Genomic DNA, 21,191 nt, shown 5'->3' with positions numbered 1-21,191 from the left:
CCCAAGGCATTCGAACACACGTTCGAGTGACACGCCCGGGATATGTGTGCGGATTCGTCGGCCGAGGGGCTTAGCTTGTCGGCGTGCGACTGCTCCATACCTCCGACTGGCACGTGGGCCGGACGTTCCACGGCGCCGACTTGCTCGCCGACCAGGACGCCGTGCTCTCCCACCTCGCCGAGCTCGTCGAACGGTTGTCCGTCGACGTCGTCCTCGTCGCGGGTGACGTCTACGACCGTGCGGTGCCCTCTGCCGAGGCCGTCCGCGTCGCGACGGCGGCTCTGCGCAGACTCCGGCAGGCGGGAGCCGAATTGGTGATCACACCTGGAAACCACGACTCGGCGGCGAGGCTCGGTGCCTTCGCGGACTTCGCCGAGGCGGGTGGTCTGCACCTGCGTACCACGATCGACTCCATCGACCGGCCCGTGTTGCTCGAGGACGAGCACGGGCCGGTGGCGCTGTACGGAATCCCGTACCTGGAGCCCGATCCGGCGCGGCTCGCGCTCGGTGTGCGGGACGCCCGTGGACACACCGGCGTGCTCACCGAGGCGATGCGGCGCGTGCGGGAGGACCTGTCCGCGCGGAGTCCCGGAACCCGGTCGGTGGTGTTGGCGCATGCGTTCGTCACCGGCGGCGTGGGCAGCGAGTCCGAGCGCACGATCGCGGTTGGTGGAATCGAGCAGGTGCCCGGTTCGGTGTTCGACGGTGTGGACTACGTGGCCCTGGGGCACCTGCACGGTCCTCAACGGCTGGCGGACCACCTGCGCTACTCGGGAAGTCCGCTTGCGTACTCGTTCTCCGAAGCCGTCCGCAAGTCGGTGTGGATCGTGGATCTCGACGAACGCGGGCTGGCCGCCGTCGACCGCGTCGAGCTGCCGGTGCCCCGGCAACTGGCGACGTTGCGGGGACGTCTGGAGGAGCTGCTCGAGGATCCGGCGCACGACGAGCTGCGTGAGTGCTACCTCTCCGTCGCACTCACGGATCAGGTACGGCCGGTCGACGCCATGAGGAGGTTGCGCGCCCGGTTCCCGTACGCCGTACACCTCGACTGGGAGCCCGAGGGCGGGGCGGTTGGGGCCTTACGGTACTCCCAAGCGGTGCGCGGGCGGACGGATCTCGAAATCGTCGAGACCTTTCTCGCTGACTGCCGTGGGACAGAGCCCGGCGACCGCGAGCGCGAGTGGCTGGTGGCGGCGTTGGAGGCCGCCGGGAGGGCGAACGCCGACCACAGGGAGGCCGTCCGATGAGACTGCACCGGCTGGAAGTGTGTGCCTTCGGGCCGTACGCCACACGACAGGTCGTCGACTTCGACGCGCTCGGCGCCGACGGCCTGTTCCTGTTGCACGGCGACACGGGCGCGGGGAAGACCACGTTGCTCGATGCGGTGGCTTTCGCTTTGTTCGGTACCGTTCCCGGCGCCCGGGCCGAGGCCAAGAGACTGCGGTGCGACGTCGCCCAGCCCGATGCGCCCACCGAGGTCGTGTTGGAACTCACCGTGCAGGGACATCGGTTGCGCATCGTCCGCAGTCCCGAGTACGAACGACCGAAGCGACGCGGTACGGGGTACACCAGGCAACAGGCCAAGGCGTCGTTGACCTGGCTCACACCTCCTCCGGACGGCGGGACGGCGGAGGCCGTCACGCGTAGCGACGAGGTCGCGCGGGTGGTGGAGCGGTTGCTCGGGATGAACTCCCAGCAGTTCTTCCAGGTCGTGTTGTTGCCCCAGGGGGAGTTCGCCCGGTTTCTTCGCGCCGATACGAAGGAGCGGGCCGAGCTTCTGGAACGACTGTTCGGCACCGAGCGGTTCGCCGCCGTGGAGAACTGGTTCGGCAGCACGCGCAAGGCGCGCAGAGCGGAGCTGGACGCCAAGCGGGCCGGCGTTCGCGAGTGGGTCGCGCGGCTGACGCAGGCTGCGGGAGTCGACGTGCCCGAGGCCCCCGACCGCGAGTGGGCGACCGCGTTGAGGGTGCGGGCGGAAACCGGGGTCGCTGAGGCCGAGACAGAGGAGAGAGCAGCACGTGCCGCCTGGGAACAGGCACGGGAACGGCTCCAGGACCGCAGGAACGCGGCCGAGCGTGTGCGCAGGGTTCGGGCTGCTCAGGGACGGCTGGCGGAGTTGGAGCGCGGTGAGCAGGAGCGGTCGCGGTGGGTCGCCGAGGTGGAGGCTGCCAGACGGGCCGCCACGGTCGCTGAGCTGGCAGTCGACGGCCGAACGGTGGAAGACCGACTCGACCGCGCGGTCGCCGAGGAATCGGATGCGGCAACGGCGTGCCGTGGACTCGGTTTCGGTGAGGTCGATCTCGATGTCGAGGAACTGCGTCGTCACGCCGGCCGGCTTTGGGAGGAGGCAGGCGGGCTCGCCGGGCTGGTGGAGCAGGCACAGCGGCAGCACGCCGATCGGCGTCGGCTGGCGGCCCTCGACGAGTCGATCGCCTACTACGCGGAACGCATCGCGGTGATCCGGTCGAAGCTGGACGGTCTGCCCGACAGGGTGAGCGAGCTGACGGAGCAACGCGAACTCGCCGTTGAGGCCGAGGCGAGGCTCGAGGGGGTCAGAGCCAGGGAGGAGGAGCTGTCGGCGCTGCTCGACGATGCCGAGTCGCTGCCGGAGTTGGACCGCGCCGTGGCGGCCGCTCGCGAGGCCGAGAACGCCGCCGAGGCCGCCCACAACGAGGCCAGAAGCGCCCTGCTCGACGTTCGCGAACGACGTCTGGCTGGGATGGCGGCCGAGCTCGCGGGCAAACTGGCAGACGGGGAGTCCTGCCCGGTGTGTGGCTCGGACAGCCATCCCGCGCCTGCGGTGGCGACCGCCGACGCGGTGAGCGAGGCGACCGAACGGGCCGCTGCCGAGCACGAGGTGGAGGCCGACCGTAAGCGGGAGGCGGCACGAGCCGCCAGGTACGAGGCGGAGCACCGCCGGGACGCCGCAGCGCAGCGGGTGGGCGGGCGCAGTGCCGCCGAACTGGTCGAGGAGTTGGCGGACGTGCGGGCCGAGCGGCTGCGGCTCGCCGAGTACGCGGGGCGGTCGGCCGCGTTGGCTGCCGCCGTCCGGTCCGCGAAGGAGGAGGAGCAGAGGCTGCTCGCCGAGCGGACCTCCCATGAACGATCGCTGAACGAGAACGAGGCTGAGCGGGTCGTCGTGGCCCAGGGAATCGAGGAGCGCACACGGATCCTCGACGACGCGCGAGGGGAGTTCTCGGACGTCGCTGCCAGGCGGGATCACCTTTTGGCCCTTGGGAGTGCACTGGAGCGGCTCGCCGATGCCCGCACGGCGGTCATCGGAGCCCGACAACAACGTGACGATCGGCGGCGCTCGATGGCGGACGCCGCGGGCCGTGCCGGGTTTGACACCGTGGAAGAAGCCTTGGCGGCTGTGCGCAGCGCCGAGCGCATCGCCGAGCTGGAGGATCGCATCAGAAGGGCGGCCGACGAGAAGGCAGCGGCGGCCGGCGTGCTCGCCGACCCCGAGCTCGTCGGCGTTTCTGTTGACGACGACGTCGACACCGGCCCGGCCGAAGAGGCGGAACGGGCAGCGCGGGAACGCGCGGAGGCCGCGGTCGCGGCCGTGCGAGCCTGTGAACGAGTGGCCCGCGACGTGGAGACGTTGGCGCGGGAGTTCGAGGCCGCACTCGACGAACTCGCTCCCGCCGAGCAGGAGTTCGTCGAGCTCAACGCACTCACCGACGTGCTGGGCGGTCAGGGGCAGAACGCGCGCCGCATGTCGCTGCGCTCGTACGTGCTCGCGGCGCGACTGGAGGAGGTCGCGGTGGCCGCCACAGCCCGGCTGCGGTCGATGAGCCAGGGTCGCTACTCGTTCGTGCATTCCGACCAGGAGGACCGGCTCCGCACCCGGGGTGGGCACGGGCTCGGCCTCGACGTGCTCGACGACTACTCCGGCGTGGTCCGGTCGTCCAAGACGCTGTCCGGCGGTGAGTCGTTCATCGCATCGCTGTCGCTAGCGCTCGGTCTCGCCGACGTGGTCGCGGCGGAGACCGGTGGGGCGCTGCTCGACACGTTGTTCGTCGACGAGGGTTTCGGAACTCTCGACGGCGAGACACTCGACGTGGTGATGGGCGTGCTCGACGAGCTGCGCGCCGGTGGCCGCGTCGTCGGGCTCGTGTCGCATGTGGAGGAGCTTCGTCAGCGTATTCCCACCCGGTTGCGGGTGCGGAAGTCCCGGACGGGTTCAGTCCTCGTGGCCGGAGGATGACTCGTGGTCGAGCAGCCACCTCTTCACGTCCAGGCCCCATCGGAAACCGCCGAGCGCGCCGCCGATGCGCAGCACCCGGTGACACGGGACGAACAGCGCGGCGGCGTTTCGCGCACATGCCGACGCCGCCGCGCGGACCGCGGCGGGACGCCCCGCCAGTACCGCGAACTCGGAGTACGTCACCGGATTTCCAGCGGGCACGGTTCGCAGCACGTCCCACGCGTGTTGGAGGAAGGCGCCGGACTTCTGCCGAACGGGTATCTCGTCCACGGCGTCGAGTTCACCGTCGTGGTAGCGGCTCACCGCCTTCGTGACGATGCCCAGGTCAGTGTGCCGGTTCAGGGTGCCGGGACGGAGAGGGGAAGCGATGACGCTGGTCAAATCCGCCACCTCGGCGGTCCATCCGGAGGCCAGCACGGCGCCCTCGGAGTCGACCACCGTGGTGAAGGCGCCGACGGGGGTGTCCTGTGTGGACCAGTAGGCGATCATGGGGTTTCCTTCCACGGTCTTCTCGGGTGTGGCGCGCTGCTCGCACGCCACAGATACATACCTGCGTACGACCGCCACGGCCTCCAACGCCGGGCGTGGTCGGCGAGACGAGCAGGACTGAGGCCGAGCACCTGGGCTCCCCGCAGCAGTGCGCGGTCGGTGTCGAGCAACAGGTCGGTGCGGTGGAGCAGTCGCATCAGCACGTAGTCCGCCGTCCACGGGCCGATGCCGGGCATCGAGAGCAGGTCGTGCCGCAGTTCGTCGGCCTCTCGGCCGACGTGGACGTCGAGAGTTCCGGAGGCCAGGGCGGCGGCGACTCCACGGATGGCGGCAATACGGCGCCGGGGACCGGTGAGCACCTCGTCGGCGTGCTCGGCCACCGTTGCCGGCGAAGGGAAGAGTCGGGCCGGGTCGCCGTCGGAGGCGATCGCCACGGGCTCGCCGAGATCGGCCGTGAGGCGACCGGCCGCCGTGCGTGCCGCAGCCACGGACACCTGCTGCCCGAGAATGGCGCGCAGTACGAGTTCCGGCCCGTCCACGGCACCTGGAACCCGAATGCCGGGTGTCGCGTGGACCCAGGACCCGATCACCGGGTCGCCCGACAGACAGTCGAACACGGCCTGAGGGTCGGCGTTGAGATCCCACAGCCTGCGCACGCGTGACACCGCGCCCGACAGGTCACGCACGTCGGCGAGCCGGACCACGCACTCGACGTGCGTCGGCCGCGCTGTCACCCGGACGACAGCGGGGCCGTGGGGCAGCCGCAGGGTCCGGCGGTAGTCGCCGTCCACTGCCTCCACGCCGGGGACCGCGCGGGCGGAGAGAAAGTCGAGCACTCCGGAGGCGTCGAACGGCTCCCGGAAGGGCAGCCGCAGGCACAGCCTGACGCCGGTGGAGGGCGCATGCGGGTTCGCGTGCTGCCTGCCGTGGCCGCGCCGTGCCGCCGCGGCGCGGAGCTCGGACGGTGTCCTGGCGAACACCTCGCGGATCGTGTCGTTGAACTGCCGCACGCTGGAGAAACCGGCAGCGAACGCGATGTCGGTGATCGGCAGGTCCGACATCTCGATGAGCACCCTCGCCGAGTGGGCGCGGTGGGCACGGGCGAGTGCGAGTGGCCCGGCACCGAGTTCGGTGTTCAGCACCCGGCTCAGTTGCCGTTCCGAGTAACCGAGCCTGCGCGACAGCCCTGACACCCCTTCACGCTCCACCGTGCCCTCGGAGATGAGGCGCATGGCGCGTGCGGCGAGGTCGGCCCGCACGTCCCACTCCGGGGAGCCGGGCACAGCGTCGGGTAGGCAGCGCCTGCATGCCCGGTAGCCGCGTGACTGTGCGGCGGCGGACGTGGGGAAGAACTCGACGTTCTGCGGTTTCGGCGTCATGGCGGGGCACGACGGCCGGCAGTAGATGCGCGTGGTGCGGACGGCCACCACGAACTGACCGTCGAACCGCGCATCGCGCGAGCTGACGGCGCGGTAGCAACGTTCCGTGTCCCGCCAGAGCCCCGCGCACATGGGCGAAGCCGTCACCGTCACCTGAGCCATGCTGCGATCGTGCCACCGCGACGGAAGCCCCACTGGCGGAAATCGGACATGGCGGCCGACGTGCGAGGGGACGGGTGCGCGCCTACGGTCGGGTACATGACGGATAGTACGCGTCGAGGTGCATTTCGCAGGGTGCTGGCCGGTACGGCGGTCGTAGCCGCCGTGGCCGCCTCCGGCTTCGCCGCCACCGCCTGTGACGACACGCAGGGCGGAGGCGACTACCAGCAGGAGCAGCAGGAGGACCGGCCCCGGGGCAACGACGTCGGTGACGACGAGGACGGCCAGGGCGGTGAGGGTGACGACGGGGGCGGCGAGGACGACTGAGGCGACGGCTGAGTCACGCCGGTCGCCGAACCCGTACACTGGCCAGTCGTGAGTCTCACCCTCGGCATCGTCGGCTTGCCCAACGTGGGCAAGTCCACCCTGTTCAACGCCCTGACCCGCAACGACGTGCTCTCCGCGAACTACCCGTTCGCGACGATCGAGCCCAACGTCGGAGTGGTGCCGTTGCCGGACCCGCGGTTGGACAAGCTGGCCGAGATCTTCGAGTCGGCGAAGACCGTTCCGGCCACCGTCTCGTTCGTCGACATCGCGGGCATCGTCAAGGGGGCGTCCGAAGGCGCGGGACTGGGGAACAAGTTCCTCGCCAACATTCGCGAGGCCAACGCCATCTGCCAGGTCATCAGGGTGTTCGACGACCCGGACGTCACGCACGTCGAGGGTCGCGTCGACCCGCTTTCCGACATCGAGACGATCAACACCGAGCTGATCCTCGCCGACCTGCAGACGCTGGACAAGGCTCTGGTGCGGTTGGAGAAGGAAGCCCGTACCAAGAAGGAGAAGCGGCCCGAGTTCGAGAACGCGCAGCGAGCGAAGGAGATTCTCGATTCGGGCAGGACCCTCTTCTCCGCGCAGAGCGAGGTGGATCTCGACGGTCTGCGGGAGCTGAGCCTGCTCACCGCGAAGCCGTTTCTGTACGTGTTCAACGCCGACGAGCCCGTACTGACCGACGAGGCGCGGCGCGCGGAACTCGCGAAGCTCGTCGAGCCTGCCGACGCGGTGTTCCTCGACGCGAAGGTCGAGTCGGAACTGCTGGAGCTGGACGACGAGGAGGCCGTGCGGGAGCTTCTGGAGTCGGTCGGCCAGGAGGAGCCGGGGCTGCACGCACTCGCACGTGCCGGGTTCCACACGCTCGGCTTGCAGACGTACCTCACGGCGGGGCCGAAGGAGGCGCGCGCCTGGACGATTCCGCAGGGTGCGACGGCGCCACAGGCGGCGGGCGTGATCCACACGGACTTCGAGCGCGGTTTCATCAAGGCCGAGGTGGTGTCCTTCGACGACCTCGTGGAGGCGGGGTCGATGGCGGCGGCCCGCAGCGCGGGCAAGGTCCGCATGGAGGGCAAGGACTACGTCATGGCCGACGGTGACGTGGTGGAGTTCCGCTTCAACGTGTAGCCGCGCGGTGGTTCAGCGCCTTGAATCTGCGCGCCGTGCGCCGAGCTCGGTGCGACACGATTCGTTCGTGGCGTCGATCCAACCCCCTTGGTGACTCGGCGCGGAGGCTCCTCGCGCGTTGGGTCCTGGCCTGCGCGGAGCGTGTGCTCCCGCTGTTCGGCGACGACGCGATACAGAAGATCCAGGATGCGGTTTCCCGGACGCGTTCCTGCAGCACCGGAGGAAGCAGTGCGGCCAGTGAGATCCGCAAGCGACTCATCGCCGTGAGAACGGCGAATTCAGCGGCTTCGCCAGCCGGTGCCGCTGCGGCTCGGGCGGTTGTGCAGGCCGCAGCGGTCGCTCACATGGGCGCTCATGCTCTGGGCGCGGCGGCGGTCGAGAACGAGAGCAGATGGCAGCTGGCCAACCTGCGCGAGCGTGAGCGCTCCGCCTTGCGTACGCTCCCGTCACCAGGCGCTGACTCCTCCGGCCCGCTCGGGCCGGGCCTTCTGTCGCGCGGCATCCTGGGAACGACGATCCGGGAGATCCAGCTGCGGCTCGAATAGGGCACCCGCGCCTGCGCGCCGTACGACTATCCGGTGCGGAGCCCGGAAAGAACGAGTGCGACGATGCGTCGCGGCTCATAGCGTTCATCCCCTGTGCTGATGCAGATGTTCCCGATGCCGTGCATCAACTCGTAGGGGTCGACTTCTGCCCGAAGCTGGCCAGCTGCCACCCCTGCCGCGAGCAGTTCGCCGCACACGGGAACGATGCGTTCCAAGAAGTGAGCGTGGAGTGCCCGGAAGGTCGGATTGCCAGATCCCATCGCCGAGGCGAGACCGTGCTTGGTCGCCAGGAAATCGACGAAGAGATCGACCCACTCACGCAGCGCGTCGGCCGGACTCTCCGCGGTGCGCATCAGCTGCGTTCCTGCGTTCGCAAGTGACTCGATCTGGTGGTTGTAGACGGCAACCACCAGGTCAGATCGTTCAGGAAAGTGGCGGTAAAGGGTTGCCACGCCCACTCCAGCCTCGGCCGCAATGGCGCGGATCGGAGCATCGACGCCGGCGCGGGCGAACACCGCAGCAGCCGCGTCGAGCAGGGCGTCGCGGTTGCGCTGGGCATCCACACGAGGCGCACGCGCCGCTCGGGCCCCACGTGACGACTCTGGCCGATCCGATCCTGAGGCATGAGCGCCGGGCATGGCATCACATCCTTCTTGCAAACCGGAACACTGTTCCGTACAGTAAGTGGAACGCTGATCCGGATCAGTCTACTGGAGGCCGATTCTCTCGCCTTCGTTCCACCTCACTCCATCCCACTCGCCTGAGGAGCGCCATGTCACCTCTGTCCCAGCGTCTTCCCACCGTTCCATCCGGAGGAGTGGCAACGCACTCGATCGCCCCGATCACGTTGCCGATCACCGGACGGGCCCATGATCTCGAGCTGCGCCTGACCGTGCCGGTGTCCGGGCAGGATCTTCCGGTGATCGTCCTGTCGCACGGGCATGGTCCTTCGAACTACATCTCCTCGCTGTACGGCTACGGGCCGCTGGCCCAGTACTGGGCGGCAAGCGGCTTCGCGGTGATCCAGCCGACCCATCTCGACTCTCAGACCTTGGGGCTTCGCCATACGGACGTCGCAGAGGCTCCGCTGTTCTGGCGCTCACGCGCAACTGATGTCTCCACGATTCTCGACAGACTCGAAGAGATCGCCGCATTCTCCCCAGTGACCGCAGGCCGCTTGAGCGCCGAGTGCATCGCGGTGGCCGGGCACTCGATGGGCGCCTATACCGCAAGCCTGATCCTGGGCGCCCGGACTCTGGACCCTGAGACCGGAGAGATTGTGGACCTGAAGGACGAAAGGGTTCGAGTGGGCGTCCTGATGGCCGCTCCGGGGCGGGGAGGTGATGCACTGAGTCGGTTCGCTGCGGAGCACTACCCGGTGTTCATCGGCACTGACTTCTCGATGATGGACACTCCCGCTCTTGTCGTCCGAGGCGCGGCAGACGCTGCCGCACATCTCACGGTCGCGGGACCGGATTGGTACGTAGACCCGTACCGTCTTGCTCCTGGCCGAAAGACGCTCGTGACCGTCGCTGGAGGCGAGCACGGCCTGGGCGGAGTCGCCGGGTACGACGCCGCTGAAACGACAGATGAAAACCCGGAACGTATGGAATTCGTGCGTCAGATCACGACCGCCTACCTGCGCACCACGCTCGGCACAGACGCGGACGCCTGGGAAAACACTCGCAACGCTCTCCGTTCGTCCCCGATGAACGGAGGCATCGAGTCACGCCACTGAGCCTTTCCCAACCCTCGTTCCTCATTGACCCCCGCGCGTGACCGTGCCGCTCGACGGAGAGAGTCTTCCCGTCATCGTGTTCGCGACGAGCGGCTACGCGCGTTGCCTTGGGAGGGGCTGTTTCCAGGAGGTGCCAGCCCCTCCCCGGTACTCAAACCGCCTTCGTGTAGTTGACGTTCGGGAACGGCGTGAACCCGAGTTCCTCGTAGAGGGCTCGGGCGGGGGCATGGAAGGCGTCGCCGCCGGTGTTGACGGAGACGACTTCCGCCCCGCCGGTCTTCAGTCGTGCGATCGCATGCTCGGCGAGTGCTCTACCGATGCCGTGACGACGACTGCCCACCGCGACCGCCAAGAGATCGATCTCGCCGTGGCGCTCGGTGGGTTGCAGGATCCACCCGACGAAGCCCAGGATCTTTCCGCTGTCCTCGGCGATCGCGGCGTACCGGCCGTTGCCCGGATCATGGAGACCTGCGAGGTGGCGACGGTAGTCCTCTCGCCAGGAACCGTGCCGGTTGGTGAAGACGACTTCACCGACGAGTGGGCGGAACGAGTCCTCGTGGAACGGTTCGAAGGTGTCGATCGTCAGGTCGAGAAGAACCGGGAGGTCCGGCGGGGTGAGCGGACGGATGTCCATACGGAAGCCTTTCTGCTGAGAGCATGGGGAGGGAACCGCCGACCTGGTATGGCGACGGTGTCACTCACGACCCGAGGGTCATCTCTCAGGCGCGGGTCCGACCCGCTGCGAAACACTCCATGCACGCCACCCTAGCCGCGGAAATCACCCGGGTGCTCGAAGGCCGTGCCATGAGGTGGCCTCGCACTGACCGTCCGCTCCGTTGCCCGCGGCGACGCCGGTTCCGTTCATGCGTGAACCGACCGAATGACGCCTGCCCCCGGCAAGCGTGGACGCACGCGGTGACACGACCGTCACCTCCCCGCTCACGATAAAGCCCTGAGGTGACCGTCGTCCTGGTCTTCGCCGGGATTCGAACCCGGGCCTTGACCCGGCTCCAAGGGACTGGCTTGGACTGTGGTCGTCCGGAATCACCGGGATGCCGGACGGTGAGAGGAGGAGTGAGCTGCATGGAGGCCGGCTGTGGCATGGAGTAGGCGTGGAGTGCTCGACAGTTTGCCGATCAGGCACTGCCACAGGGGCGGGTTGCTCGACGTTCCCGCGTACGCGGACCTTTCGTTCAGGCGCCCTCGCGGCGCCAGAAGGTGGGCAGCCACCAGCAGAGAACGGAGCGGTCCTCAGGCCAGGGGGCGCGCTCTTTCGTTGTCGCCCACTCCTCGAAGGAGTCGCGGTCGAGGTCGATGGGACGCCAGGCAGGATCGACGGTCTCGTCCTCGGTCGGTGGCCGTACGTGCTTCAGTACGCGCCTCTCGCAGGCGCCGAACGTCCGGTAGTTGTGTTGGGCTTCGACGAGGGAGACCTTGTTGGCCCCACCCGGCATGGTCGGCCAGCGGAACTGGACGTCATCGTCCTCCCAGAAGCAGATGGGACAGATGTAGTAGGAGCCCGGCGCCGGCTGTTCGAACACCCGGTGTCCGCAACAGGGACACGGAAATCGATCATCCACAGCCGGAGATGCTGTCAACGACACGCTTCGAGCGCTGTGATGATACCGGAGTGGTATCATCATGTCATGGCGATGACCCTGCGCTTGACCGAGGAACAGGAGCGGGCGCTCTCCCTGCTGGCCCAGGCTGAGGGTGTCAGCAAGCAGGAGGCGGCCGTGCGAGCGATCACCGAGGCGGCGGCGCGGCGGGTGCGGGACGAGCGGGTCCGAGCGCTGTCCCAGGAGGGTCGCGCTCGTTATGCCGGATTGCTCGATCGTCTCGCCCAGTGAAGGTCGAGTACCTCGCCCTCGAGGACCTGCTCGCTCTGGCGGACGATCTCGGAGTGCTCGAAGTTCGTGACATCGGCCTGCTCGATTCGGCGGCGTACCGTCCGAGAACATCGGTGTTGACTCAGGACGCCTATCCCACCCTGCACGAGAAGGCGGCCGTGCTGCTGGAGTCGATCGTGCGCAATCACCCGTTGGTCGACGGCAACAAACGACTGGGCTGGATGGCCACGTTCACCTTCTACGGGCTCAACGGGGTCGACCTCGACGCACCGGAGGACGAGGCCTACGACCTGGTCATCGGTGTGTCGACAGGATCGCTCGGTTACGCCGACGCCGCGACGCGCCTTGCCGAATGGACGCGGCCTGACGTCGCGGGGCCTCGGGAACCCGTGGAGTTCCGCTTCAACGTGTGAGTCCGGTTCCGGAGCGCTCTCGGTCACGCACGTCCCCGGCCAGGCGCCGCAGGGCGGAGCGGGTGGCGTCGTCCGCGGGGAAGAACGTCTCGATCGCGATCTCGTCGAGTGTGATGTCCCGAGGCGAGCCGAACACCGTGACGGTGTACAGGAGTGAGAGTTCACCGGCGTCGGTCACCAGGCGCATGGGCGTGCTGATCCCGTTCGAGGCCGGTTCGCGGTCGTCGGCCGGGACCGGCGCCGGGTAGGACTCGAGTTCGGCGAGCAGGTCGGCCAGGACCGGATCGGCGGTTCGCTCCAGCTGCCGCCGTACCCGGCGCAGCGTGTGCGCGCGCCACTCCGCGGCATTGCGAAGCCGGCTCGCGAACCCGCTGGGGTGCATGGTCACCCGGAGCATGTTCGGGGGCGGCCCGGCGACCTCCGGGGGAAGGTCGGTGAGAAACCTCGCCATGGCCTTGTTGCAGGCGAGGAGATCCCAGTGGATGTCGACCGCGGCAGCCGGGTTTGGTTCGTGGCCGTCGAGCACCGCTTCGACGGCGGCGCGTGCGGCGCCGAGCTCGGACAGCGGGCGCTCGCGGTGTACCGGGGCGAGACCCGCCGCGAGATAGAACGCGTTGCGCTCCCGGAGAGGGACGTCGAGTTCGTCGCAGAGCCGCTCGATCATCGCGCGGCTGGGGACCGCTCGGCCGGTCTCGATGAAGCTGAGGTGCCGCGTCGACACCTCGGCCGCCAGGGAGACGTCGAGTTGCGATCGCCGCCGTCGCAGCCGCCACCGGCGCACCAGTTGTCCGACATCGCCGTCGCTCATGGTCATTGCCCCAGGTTCCCGGAGCCTGGTGAGGTCGGCAATTACCTCGGACGTAATGGACTCGCCGCGGTGACGCTCCCAGGCTGAGAGAACGGCGCCTGTCCGAAAGCCGTTCACACCAGAGAGCCGGGAGGAAACCATGACCGCAGCAACCCGTCCGCAACCGCTGGAGGCCGTCGAGAGGTACGAAGCCTTCTGGAACGCGGGGACGAGTGACGAGCAACGGCGGATCGCCGCCGAGGCGTTCGTCGACGAGATCGAGTACCGCGCGCTGCCGGGGGTGCTGACAGGGGTCGACGCGATGATCGACTTCCGGGCGCAGCTCGTGGAGCACGTGGGGTCGGTGACCTACCGGTCCCGCACCGCGCCGGACCACCACCACGATCGCGCTCGCCTCCGCTGGGAGGTCGTGCTCGCCGACGGAACGTCGTTCGCGGAGGGCACCGACATCCTGACCCTCACCTCCGACGGCCGGGTCTCCTCGGTGACGGCGTTCCTCGACCGTGCCCCGCAGGGATTCGACGAGGGAGGCGAAGCCCACTCGCACGACTGAGCACGCACGGAGCCGGTGTCGCGGGCCGGGCGGTGGTCGGCGACCACGGTGCGTCGCCGACCACGCCGACCACGCCGACCACGATGGTCACGACGGCCACGCGTCGCCTACCTTTGTCGCTCACCGACGGAGGCCCTCCGTCCGCGGTCGACAAGGAGACAGAGCAACCTCATGAGACTGGAGAACATCGTCTGGGACGCCCGGGAGCCGCAGCGGCTGGGCGCGTTCTGGGCCGCCGCCCTTGGCGCCGAGTGCCTGACGGACCAGCCGGACGGGTACGAAGCCCGCCTCAGCTTCGATGGTGAGTTCTTCCTGGATCTCTGCTTCCAGCGAGTCGCGCACCCGTCGACGTCACCTGCGCGGCTCCACCCGGACCTGGCGGGCGGAAAGGCACAGGCCGAGGTGGTCGATCGTCTTCGTGGCCTCGGCGCCGAGCACGTCGACATCGGCCAGGGCGACGTGCCGTGGGTCGTACTCGCGGATCCGGAGGGCAACGCGTTCTGCGTCATGGAACACCGTGACGCCTACGTCGGTGCGGAGCCGATCGCGGCCCTGCCGATGGCCAGCTCCTCACCGCAGCGGGATGCGGAGTTCTGGGCCGAGATCACCGGCTGGGTTCCCTTCGACGGGGTCGCACCCGCGACCCTGCGTCATCCCTCGGGCCTCGGGCCGTTGCTGGAGTTCTGCGCCGAGTCGGAGCCGAAGCGGGGAAAGAACCGCCTCCACCTCGACGTCCGCCCTGACCGCGCCGGGGACGAGGCCGTCCTCGCGCGGCTGACCGAACTCGGCGCGAGCAGGCTCGCACCCGACGTGCCGGGTCTCCCGTGGACGGTGTACACCGACCTGTCCGGCAACGAGTTCTGCGTTCTGGCACCGCTGTCGTAGTCGCTGCCGAAAAGGCGTCGACGGCGTGGCACGGGCGCGTTAGCGTCGCTCCCGTGCCTGACGCGCTCTACGCCGACCCCCGCCTCGCCCCGCTGCACGACCCGCTCGACCCCGACCGCAGTGATCTCGACCCCTACCTCGCCATGGCCGAGGAGTTCGGTGCTCGCCGCGTGCTGGACGTCGGGTGTGGCACGGGGACGTTCGCTTGCCTGCTGGCCGAACACGGCTTCGATGTGATCGGTGTCGAGCCGGCTGCCGCGTCGTTGGACGTCGCGAGAGCCAAACCGTTCGCCGACCGGGTGCGCTGGCTGCACGGGGACGCCACGGTGGTCCCTGCCCTCTCGGCCGACCTCGCGACGATGACCGCCAACGTGGCGCAGGTGTTCCTCACCGACGAGGAGTGGCATGCCACGTTGCGTGCCGTCCACACCGCCCTGCGGCCCGGTGGACGGCTCGTGTTCGAGACGCGGGATCCGGCGGTCCGCGCGTGGACGGGGTGGACCCGCGAGCGCACCTCCACCGAGGCCGACGTGCCCGGGGTGGGCACGGTTCGGGCCTGGTGCGAGGTGCTCGGCGTGGCCGAGCCGCTGGTGTCGTTCCGCTGGACCTACGTGTTCGACGCCGACGGAACCACACTCACCTCCGACTCCACCCTGAGGTTCCGAACCCGCGAGGAGGTGGAGCGGTCGCTACAGGCTGCCGGATACCGCGTCGCCGAGGTCCGCGACGCCCCGGACCGGCCGGGCAGGGAACTCGTGTTCGTGGCCGTTCGGGAGTGACCGTCACCCGGTTCTCCGGTGTTCGCGCCATTCGTGGGCGAGTATTCCCATCACGTGAGTGTCGATCCACTCGCCGTCCCAGAACAGGGCCTGGCGCTTCGTGCCCTCCAGCACGAAACCGACCTTCTCGTACACGTGGCGAGCGCGCGGGTTGAACGCGTACACCTCCAACTCCACGCGGTGCAGACCGACCGTCTCGAACGCGTGGCCGAGCACCAGGCGGATGGCCTCGGTGCCGTAGCCCCGGCCGAACACCCTGCTGCTCGCCAGCGCGACACGCAGGGAACACCATCGGTTCTCGGGATCGAGGTCGCTCAACACGACCTCACCGGCGTAGTCGCCGGAAGCGCGTTCGACGATCGCGAGGTCGAGCCGGTCGGTGTGGTCGCCTCGGGTGCTGTACCACTGCCCGGCCTGTTCCAACTCCCGTCCAGGGGGAAAGGCGTGGTGGGTGCCGGTGAGCCTGCGCACCTCCGGGTCGGCCAGCGCGGCCACGAGGGCGGGGGCATCGGCAGCGGTCACGGGGCGGAGCAGGACGCGACGGCCTTCCAGCGTCGGTTTCTCGGCGAAGGTCGGCAGTGTGTTCACGGACGCTGATCGTGCTGTGGATTCCGCGTCGACGCCACTGGATATCCGGCTTGTATGAGAGCGTTCTCATCCCGCTCTCACGGACTTGCCATCCCGCCCGACCTAGACTCGGCCTGGTGAAACGCCCGCTCGCCATCGTGTCGACGCTGCTCGTGGTCGGCGGGACGCTCGCGGTGGTGTTGCTGTTCACCCGGTCCGAACCTCCGCCACCCCTGCCCGAGCCGATCACCGTCAGCACGCCTTCGGTGCCGCCCGGCAGCGGGGCGTCGTCACCCACCCCGTCTCCGACGCAGAGCCGCAACGACGATGACGACGGCGATGTCGAGGACGACGACGCGGACGACGACGACGGCATGGTGGCGCCGCCGCCCGCGCTCGACGACGTCGACGACCGCGACGACTTCGACGACGATGACGACGACGTGGACGACGACTGATGCCCGCGCCCGGTTCCCGACAGGTGCAGACCGAGTCCGCCCCTGAGTCTCGGCGCCGTGCGCTGTCCACGGCACGTGCCCGCATCATCGGCTGGATGCTGCTGCTGGTGCTGGGGGCGCTGAGCGTTCTCACCCTGGTGACGTGGCGGTTGTCGGTGGAGGACGTCGACAGGCGCATGGACGATGCGCTGCGCGGTGAGATCGAGGAGTTCGGCAAGCTCACCAGAAGCGGCATCGACCCGGCCACGGGCCAGGCGTTCACCAGCGTGAAGCAGGTACTCAACGTCGCGATCACCTACAACCTCGCCAGGCCGAACGAGAAGTTCATCGGCTACGTCGACGGCACGTTCGTCTACCAGAGCAGACAGCAGGCACCCGTGTTGCTGGCCGACGACCCGAACTTCACCGCACTGGTGTCGACGGTGGACACGCCCAAGGAGGGGGTCTACGAGAGCGCCGCCGGAGAGGTGCGTTACCTCGCGGTGCCCGTGCGCCTGGCGAACGATCCCCGCGAGGGCGTGATCGTCGCCGCGTACTTCGCCGACCAGGAACGCGAGGACGTCAACGAGGTGGCCCGGCTGATGCTGGGGGCGGGCGCGGGGACGATCCTGCTCGTCGCCGCGGGCGCCTGGATGGTGGCGGGCCGGATCCTGCGGCCACTGCGCGACATCACGGTGACGGCGCGTTCGATCACCGACACCGACCTCTCGCGGCGCATCCCGCAACCGTCGAGCCGCCCCGGCGACGAGATCGGGGAACTCGTCGACACGGTGAACGCCATGCTCGACCGCGTGGAGAACGGCGTGGCCGCGCAACGCCGGTTCGTCGACGACGCCGGGCACGAGCTTCGGACTCCGATCACCATCGTCAGGGGACACCTGGAAGTCCTCGATCCCGCCGATCCCGAGGACGTCAGGGACACCGTGGCGCTCGTGGAGGACGAACTGGTGCGCATGAACCGCATGGTGTCCGACCTGCTGCTGCTCGCGCGGTCGGAACAGCCGGAGTTCCTGCACGCCGAGCCCACCGACGTCGCCGCTCTCACCGAAGCGATCTTCGACAAGATCACCGGCCTCGGCGAGCGGGACTGGGCACTCGACCACGTCGCCGACACCCCGGCGGTGCTCGATCCCCAGCGCATCACACAGGCTGTCGTGGCGCTCGCGGACAACGCGGCCAGGTACACCCCCGAGGGCGGCCGTATCGCGCTCGCCTCTCACCGCGATGACGACGTCGTCCGCTTCCAGGTCACGGACTCCGGCCCCGGAATCGCCGAGGAGGACCGCGAGCGCATCTTCGAACGGTTCGCGCGCGGTGGTTCGGGCCGGCGATCCGAGGGCGCGGGACTGGGCCTGTCGATCGTGCGGGCGATCGCCACGTCCCACGGCGGACGGGTCACGTTGGACAGCGAACCGGGGCGGGGTGCGACCTTCACGGTGGAGGTTCCCGTCGTGGCCGCGCCGCCACACCCCGGCAGGCACACCGAGGGAGGACGATGAGCCGGATCCTGGTCGCGGAGGACGAGCCTCGTATCGCCGCGTTCGTCAACAAGGGACTCACCGCCAACGGTTTCACGGTCACGGTGGTCGAGGACGGCCCCGCCGCGTACGAGTACGCGCTCACGGGTTCGTTCGACCTCATGGTGCTCGACATCGGGTTGCCGGGCATGGACGGGTTCACCGTGCTGCGCAAGCTGCGCTCGGAACGCTGCCCGATCCCCGTGATCATCCTGACGGCACGGGACTCCGTGCAGGACACGGTGGCGGGCCTGGAGGGCGGCGCGGACGACTACATGCCCAAGCCGTTCCGTTTCGAGGAACTGCTGGCTCGGGTGCGGCTTCGGTTGGTGTCCGACCGGGCGACCGAGCCGACCGTGCTGTCCTACGGCGGGCTGCAACTCGACCTGCGGACGCGACGTGCCCACGTGGGCACCGACACGGTCGACCTGTCGGCTCGGGAGTTCGCGCTCGCCGAGACGTTCCTGCGGCATCCCGGCCAGGTGCTGTCACGGGAACAGTTGCTCAGCCGGGTCTGGGGTTACGACTTCGACCCCGGGTCCAACGTCGTCGACGTCTACGTCCGCTATCTGCGTCGCAAGCTCGGGGCCGACCGGATCACCACGGTCCGGGGGATGGGCTACCGGCTGGAGGAACGCGACTGAGACCGCGGTGCCTGCCGGGCTCGGGAGTGAGCCCGGCAGACCGGTAGCGGCCGGATCAGTCGTTGTCCGGAGTGTTGTCGTCCGCGTCGTCCGCGTCGTCCGGTGTGTCGTCCGGTGTGTCGTCCGGTGTGTTGTCGGGGGTGTTGTCGTCCGCGTCGTCCGGCGTGTTGTCCGGCGTGTTGTCCTCGGGCGTGTTGTCGGCACCGTCGGGCGTGTTGTCGGGGGTGTTGTCCGGGGTGTCGTCGAGGTTGTGCTGCCCGGCCGCACCGGCCTTGCCCTCCGCCCGGTCGTCGGCGTCGTCGCCGGCGTTCGGGGCGGGAGCCGACTGAGCGGCGGTGACCTCGATCGGCCGGATCTGCGACGAATCGGCACCGCCGCCGTCGGCCAGCGCGATTCCGGTACCCGTGATGCCCAGACCCGCGAGAGCGGCGCCGACGGTCAGGATCTTCCAGTTGGGGCGTGCGGCCATTGTCGTGTTCCTTTCGAAGCAGGTGTTCGTTTCCGACGTGACCCAGAATTCCGGCCCGGAGTGAGAAAACCCGGAGAGCCGGATGAGGGGGTTCTCATGGACGGTCGAGCCAGCGCTCGGCCAGGTCGATGCGCTGCCGGGTACGCGCCATCCAGTCGGGCCGCTGCGTCCGGAACGGTCCCGTGGCGAGGCCCAGCACGGTCGACGCGACCCGCGGGCGCAGCTGCTTCGGGTGGAAGTGTTCGTGGACGTGCCGCAGGATTTCCCGTTCCCAGTCGCGAGCCCGCGGGGTTTCGGTGACCGCGAGATGCGCCAGGAGGTTCGCCCAGTCGTCGAGCCTCTCTCCCGGGCCCGCCGTGTCGATGTCGAGCAACCCCGTCACCGCACCCGCGCTGGTCAGGAGCTGGTGCTCGTAGAAGTCGCCGTGCACGGGCACCACAGGGTGCTCCCCGGCGTCGGCCTCGGTGATCATGCCGGCGAGCGCGGTGACCCTGTCGCGTTCCTCAGGCACGGTGAGAGCGAGTACGGCCCCGTAGTGGCGGGCACGCCGCCGATGGTCCGATCTGGCCGGCATGGTGGTGAGGGCAGGCGGAAGGCGGTCGAGAAGGTCTTCCAGGGCTTCCGGGGTGGGTAGTCGGTGCCCCTGGCGCAGCGCGGCGCGCCCCGAGGTTCCCGGCAGGGCGGGCATGAACGCCAGCCCGTCGTCGGTGGTGACAAGGAGCCGTGGCACCGGGAGACAGGATGCGAGCAGCTCATGCCGCCTGCGCAGCCCCGGCAGCTCCGAGGGAGGAACGACCTTGGCGAACAGCCGGTCCGAGCCCGCGGTGATGGCCAGCACCGCGCGGCGCCCGGGTCGGTACGACTGCACGCGCACGGTCGGTGGGTGCTCCGGTGACACGCCTGCCCGCGCCAGCAACGCCCCCAGCCGGTCGCGGTCGACGACGTGCGACAGCCCGGGCAGGGCGGGATCGTGCGGCCACCGCCACAGCCCCACCTCGACCGACTCACCGTCGAGGTCACCCGCCACGATGGCAGCGCCCCGGGGCACGAGAGATCCGGTCGCGGCGACGAGCGTCTCCCGCACGACGGTCGTGTCACGCCGCCGGACCTCGACGGCGTAGCGGACGAGTGTGTCACCGGACGGCCGCACGGTCACCGACGTGGGCCGCACCGAGTTCACCCCGCCGACGTCGTCCGTGGTGGCGTCGACGACGGCGTGGACGAGATCCCTCGCGGACTCACCGAGCAGGATGTTCAGGTCACGGACGTGGGCGGGAGCTGAGGTCGCGGTCATTCGCCCGAGCATGGAACACGCCCGTGGGCCTGCGATGAGCCTTCGATGAGAGTCCTCTCATCGAAGGCGTGATCATCCGAGAGCACCCAGCGCGAGGACCAACAGCAAGGTGATCGCGGTGGCGAGGACTGAGATCCAGGCGCGTTGGGTCGGCGTGAGCGCGGGTGCGTTCCGGTGCATGGCGGTCCCTCCGATGTGCCTCGACACCCGCTTCACCGCGTTGATCACCCGGTTCGTTACGGCCGGGCGAAAACCGACGCGTCGACCGGCGTCCCGGTGGCCGCTGAGACGAGCTTGAAGATCACGGCGTCCTCGGTCATGCCGTGCTTCTTCGCCAGCTCGGCGAGCGACTTGTCGTTGGCCTCGATGGCGGGGAGGAGATCGACTCGCCACCCGCCCGCCTCCTTCACGAAGGTGCGTGGGGCGAGCTCGGGGCCGTTTCGCTTTCCGGGGGAGGCCACCGATGCGACCGCGGTGTCCCCGGTCACGGTGATCTCACCGAGTTCGAGGCCCTCCGCCGCCGACTTGTCGACGAGCCCTTTCCGTACGGCGAAGCCCAGCAGCGCTCTGCCGTCCATGCCCGCGGCCTTCTCGGGCGCGAGTTGGTGCCGCAGCAGGGCGACGTTCATCCGCTCGGTCACGCCTCGAGCTCCGATCTCCTCGGGGCCTGCTGTCGCGGTCAACCTGGCTAGGTCGTCGTAGTAGCCGCGCGTCCCCTCGGTGACCAGCGCGGCCACCGCCGCGCCGTCCTGTTTCCGTAACGCAGCTCGATATCGCTCGAACGTGTCACGCACCGCCTGCTCGTCGGCGGCCAGGGACTGCGAACCGCCCGCCTGAGCCGCCTCCCCGCGCGGGGTGTCGGAGCCGCCCGAACAGCCCGACAACCCCAGCACGAGTGCCACCAACGGTGCCACCACTGTCACCACGCCACGCTGCGAGAACATCGCTGCCCCCTCGGTGTGAAAGGTCCACGGTG

The 21,191-nt window shown here is 69.2% G+C and carries 24 protein-coding genes; 14 read left to right on the top strand and 10 right to left on the bottom strand.

The features are described from left to right. Positions 1–83: 83 nt before the first annotated feature. Both SACCYDRAFT_RS20395 and SACCYDRAFT_RS20390 read left to right on the top strand, forming a co-directional pair. Positions 84–1,247, top strand: coding sequence for an exonuclease SbcCD subunit D (locus SACCYDRAFT_RS20395; protein WP_005459050.1), 1,164 nt, complete (start codon positions 84–86; stop codon positions 1,245–1,247). Beyond that, positions 1,244–4,210 (top strand): AAA family ATPase, encoded by a 2,967-nt coding sequence (locus SACCYDRAFT_RS20390; RefSeq protein ID WP_005459049.1) that lies wholly within the window; start codon positions 1,244–1,246, stop codon positions 4,208–4,210. Before SACCYDRAFT_RS20395 ends, SACCYDRAFT_RS20390 begins: the two co-directional genes overlap by 4 nt. Here the strand turns inward: SACCYDRAFT_RS20390 and SACCYDRAFT_RS20385 are convergent. Together SACCYDRAFT_RS20385 and SACCYDRAFT_RS20380 are read right to left on the bottom strand one after the other, a co-directional pair. Further along, entirely contained in the window at positions 4,187–4,699 is a 513-nt protein-coding gene (locus tag SACCYDRAFT_RS20385; protein ID WP_005459048.1) for a methylated-DNA--[protein]-cysteine S-methyltransferase, read from the bottom strand. The genes SACCYDRAFT_RS20390 and SACCYDRAFT_RS20385 overlap by 24 nt on opposite strands. Next, positions 4,696–6,240 (bottom strand): AlkA N-terminal domain-containing protein, encoded by a 1,545-nt coding sequence (locus tag SACCYDRAFT_RS20380; RefSeq protein ID WP_005459046.1) that lies wholly within the window; start codon positions 6,238–6,240, stop codon positions 4,696–4,698. The genes SACCYDRAFT_RS20385 and SACCYDRAFT_RS20380 overlap by 4 nt, the downstream gene beginning before the upstream one ends. Positions 6,241–6,336: 96 nt before the next feature. Between SACCYDRAFT_RS20380 and SACCYDRAFT_RS20375 the strand changes: the two genes are divergently transcribed. From SACCYDRAFT_RS20375 to SACCYDRAFT_RS27275, 3 genes are read left to right on the top strand one after another with little or no spacing between them, the layout of a single operon-like run. Beyond that, the gene (locus tag SACCYDRAFT_RS20375; protein WP_232283715.1) at positions 6,337–6,564 is read left to right on the top strand and encodes a hypothetical protein; all 228 of its coding nucleotides are present in this window, start codon (positions 6,337–6,339) and stop codon (positions 6,562–6,564) included. A 48-nt stretch (positions 6,565–6,612) separates the two neighbouring features. Further along, positions 6,613–7,695: a redox-regulated ATPase YchF gene (gene ychF, locus SACCYDRAFT_RS20370; protein ID WP_005459044.1), complete on the top strand. Its 1,083-nt coding sequence runs from the start codon at positions 6,613–6,615 to the stop codon at positions 7,693–7,695. Positions 7,696–7,730: 35 nt separating this feature from the next. Further along, the gene (locus SACCYDRAFT_RS27275) at positions 7,731–8,240 is read left to right on the top strand and encodes a putative immunity protein (protein ID WP_332306976.1); all 510 of its coding nucleotides are present in this window, start codon (positions 7,731–7,733) and stop codon (positions 8,238–8,240) included. A gap of 26 nt (positions 8,241–8,266) precedes the next feature. Here the strand turns inward: SACCYDRAFT_RS27275 and SACCYDRAFT_RS20360 are convergent, their stop codons facing one another. Next, entirely contained in the window at positions 8,267–8,803 is a 537-nt protein-coding gene (locus tag SACCYDRAFT_RS20360) for a TetR/AcrR family transcriptional regulator (protein WP_005459042.1), read from the bottom strand. 209 nt (positions 8,804–9,012) lie between these two features. On the opposite strand from SACCYDRAFT_RS20360, the gene SACCYDRAFT_RS20355 reads away from it, so the two are divergent. Further along, entirely contained in the window at positions 9,013–9,978 is a 966-nt protein-coding gene (locus SACCYDRAFT_RS20355; RefSeq protein ID WP_005459041.1) for an alpha/beta hydrolase family protein, read from the top strand. 151 nt (positions 9,979–10,129) lie between these two features. Here the strand turns inward: SACCYDRAFT_RS20355 and SACCYDRAFT_RS20350 are convergent, their stop codons facing one another. Then, the gene (locus SACCYDRAFT_RS20350) at positions 10,130–10,612 is read right to left on the bottom strand and encodes a GNAT family N-acetyltransferase (protein WP_005459040.1); all 483 of its coding nucleotides are present in this window, start codon (positions 10,610–10,612) and stop codon (positions 10,130–10,132) included. Between the two features lie 559 nt (positions 10,613–11,171). Beyond that, a complete protein-coding gene (locus SACCYDRAFT_RS20345; protein ID WP_269744660.1) occupies positions 11,172–11,618 on the bottom strand; it encodes a CPCC family cysteine-rich protein in 447 nt (148 codons plus the stop codon). 6 nt (positions 11,619–11,624) lie between these two features. Here SACCYDRAFT_RS20345 and SACCYDRAFT_RS20340 point away from each other — a divergent pair, with 6 nt between their 5' ends. Both SACCYDRAFT_RS20340 and SACCYDRAFT_RS20335 read left to right on the top strand, forming a co-directional pair. After that, positions 11,625–11,828: a hypothetical protein gene (locus SACCYDRAFT_RS20340; protein ID WP_043537436.1), complete on the top strand. Its 204-nt coding sequence runs from the start codon at positions 11,625–11,627 to the stop codon at positions 11,826–11,828. Beyond that, the gene (locus tag SACCYDRAFT_RS20335) at positions 11,825–12,241 is read left to right on the top strand and encodes a type II toxin-antitoxin system death-on-curing family toxin (protein WP_005459036.1); all 417 of its coding nucleotides are present in this window, start codon (positions 11,825–11,827) and stop codon (positions 12,239–12,241) included. The genes SACCYDRAFT_RS20340 and SACCYDRAFT_RS20335 overlap by 4 nt, the downstream gene beginning before the upstream one ends. On the opposite strand, the gene SACCYDRAFT_RS20330 is transcribed toward SACCYDRAFT_RS20335, so the two are convergent. Continuing rightward, complete coding sequence (locus SACCYDRAFT_RS20330; protein ID WP_005459034.1) at positions 12,231–13,055, bottom strand: helix-turn-helix domain-containing protein; 825 nt, start codon at positions 13,053–13,055, stop codon at positions 12,231–12,233. The two genes, SACCYDRAFT_RS20335 and SACCYDRAFT_RS20330, sit on opposite strands and share 11 nt — an antisense overlap. Positions 13,056–13,188: 133 nt before the next feature. On the opposite strand from SACCYDRAFT_RS20330, the gene SACCYDRAFT_RS20325 reads away from it, so the two are divergent. From SACCYDRAFT_RS20325 to SACCYDRAFT_RS20315, 3 genes are all read left to right on the top strand, one after another. Then, positions 13,189–13,602 carry a nuclear transport factor 2-like protein gene (locus tag SACCYDRAFT_RS20325; RefSeq protein WP_005459032.1) on the top strand — a complete coding sequence of 138 codons (414 nt, stop codon included), beginning with the start codon at positions 13,189–13,191 and terminating at the stop codon, positions 13,600–13,602. Positions 13,603–13,773: 171 nt separating this feature from the next. Beyond that, positions 13,774–14,487 carry a VOC family protein gene (locus SACCYDRAFT_RS20320; protein WP_005459030.1) on the top strand — a complete coding sequence of 238 codons (714 nt, stop codon included), beginning with the start codon at positions 13,774–13,776 and terminating at the stop codon, positions 14,485–14,487. A gap of 53 nt (positions 14,488–14,540) precedes the next feature. Further along, positions 14,541–15,266, top strand: a complete 726-nt coding sequence (locus SACCYDRAFT_RS20315) for a class I SAM-dependent methyltransferase (RefSeq protein WP_005459028.1) — start codon at positions 14,541–14,543, stop codon at positions 15,264–15,266. Positions 15,267–15,269: 3 nt separating this feature from the next. Here SACCYDRAFT_RS20315 and SACCYDRAFT_RS20310 read toward each other — a convergent pair whose 3' ends face one another. Further along, the gene (locus tag SACCYDRAFT_RS20310; protein WP_005459026.1) at positions 15,270–15,854 is read right to left on the bottom strand and encodes a GNAT family N-acetyltransferase; all 585 of its coding nucleotides are present in this window, start codon (positions 15,852–15,854) and stop codon (positions 15,270–15,272) included. A 116-nt stretch (positions 15,855–15,970) separates the two neighbouring features. On the opposite strand from SACCYDRAFT_RS20310, the gene SACCYDRAFT_RS20305 reads away from it, so the two are divergent. Genes SACCYDRAFT_RS20305 through SACCYDRAFT_RS20295 form a run of 3 tightly spaced genes read left to right on the top strand, consistent with a single transcriptional unit; the run spans position 15,971 to position 18,452 of the window. Beyond that, positions 15,971–16,291: a hypothetical protein gene (locus SACCYDRAFT_RS20305; RefSeq protein WP_043536731.1), complete on the top strand. Its 321-nt coding sequence runs from the start codon at positions 15,971–15,973 to the stop codon at positions 16,289–16,291. Continuing rightward, positions 16,291–17,790 carry a sensor histidine kinase gene (locus SACCYDRAFT_RS20300; RefSeq protein ID WP_005459022.1) on the top strand — a complete coding sequence of 500 codons (1,500 nt, stop codon included), beginning with the start codon at positions 16,291–16,293 and terminating at the stop codon, positions 17,788–17,790. The genes SACCYDRAFT_RS20305 and SACCYDRAFT_RS20300 overlap by 1 nt, the downstream gene beginning before the upstream one ends. Beyond that, entirely contained in the window at positions 17,787–18,452 is a 666-nt protein-coding gene (locus SACCYDRAFT_RS20295) for a response regulator transcription factor (RefSeq protein ID WP_005459020.1), read from the top strand. The genes SACCYDRAFT_RS20300 and SACCYDRAFT_RS20295 overlap by 4 nt, the downstream gene beginning before the upstream one ends. A 55-nt stretch (positions 18,453–18,507) precedes the next feature. Here the strand turns inward: SACCYDRAFT_RS20295 and SACCYDRAFT_RS20290 are convergent, their stop codons facing one another. The 3 genes from SACCYDRAFT_RS20290 to SACCYDRAFT_RS20280 all read right to left on the bottom strand — a co-directional run bounded on the left by SACCYDRAFT_RS20290 (position 18,508) and on the right by SACCYDRAFT_RS20280 (position 21,159). Then, on the bottom strand, positions 18,508–18,921 hold the full coding sequence (locus SACCYDRAFT_RS20290) for a hypothetical protein (RefSeq protein ID WP_005459018.1): 414 nt from the start codon (positions 18,919–18,921) through the stop codon (positions 18,508–18,510). A gap of 94 nt (positions 18,922–19,015) precedes the next feature. Next, entirely contained in the window at positions 19,016–20,215 is a 1,200-nt protein-coding gene (locus tag SACCYDRAFT_RS20285; protein ID WP_043537435.1) for a phosphotransferase, read from the bottom strand. A gap of 236 nt (positions 20,216–20,451) precedes the next feature. After that, positions 20,452–21,159, bottom strand: a complete 708-nt coding sequence (locus SACCYDRAFT_RS20280) for a hypothetical protein (protein WP_005459013.1) — start codon at positions 21,157–21,159, stop codon at positions 20,452–20,454. Positions 21,160–21,191: the final 32 nt, after the last annotated feature.

The sequence above is a fragment of the Saccharomonospora cyanea NA-134 genome (assembly GCF_000244975.1).
Taxonomy (GTDB): Bacteria; Actinomycetota; Actinomycetes; order Mycobacteriales; family Pseudonocardiaceae; genus Saccharomonospora; species Saccharomonospora cyanea.
This window is presented reverse-complemented; position numbering and strand designations above follow the sequence as displayed.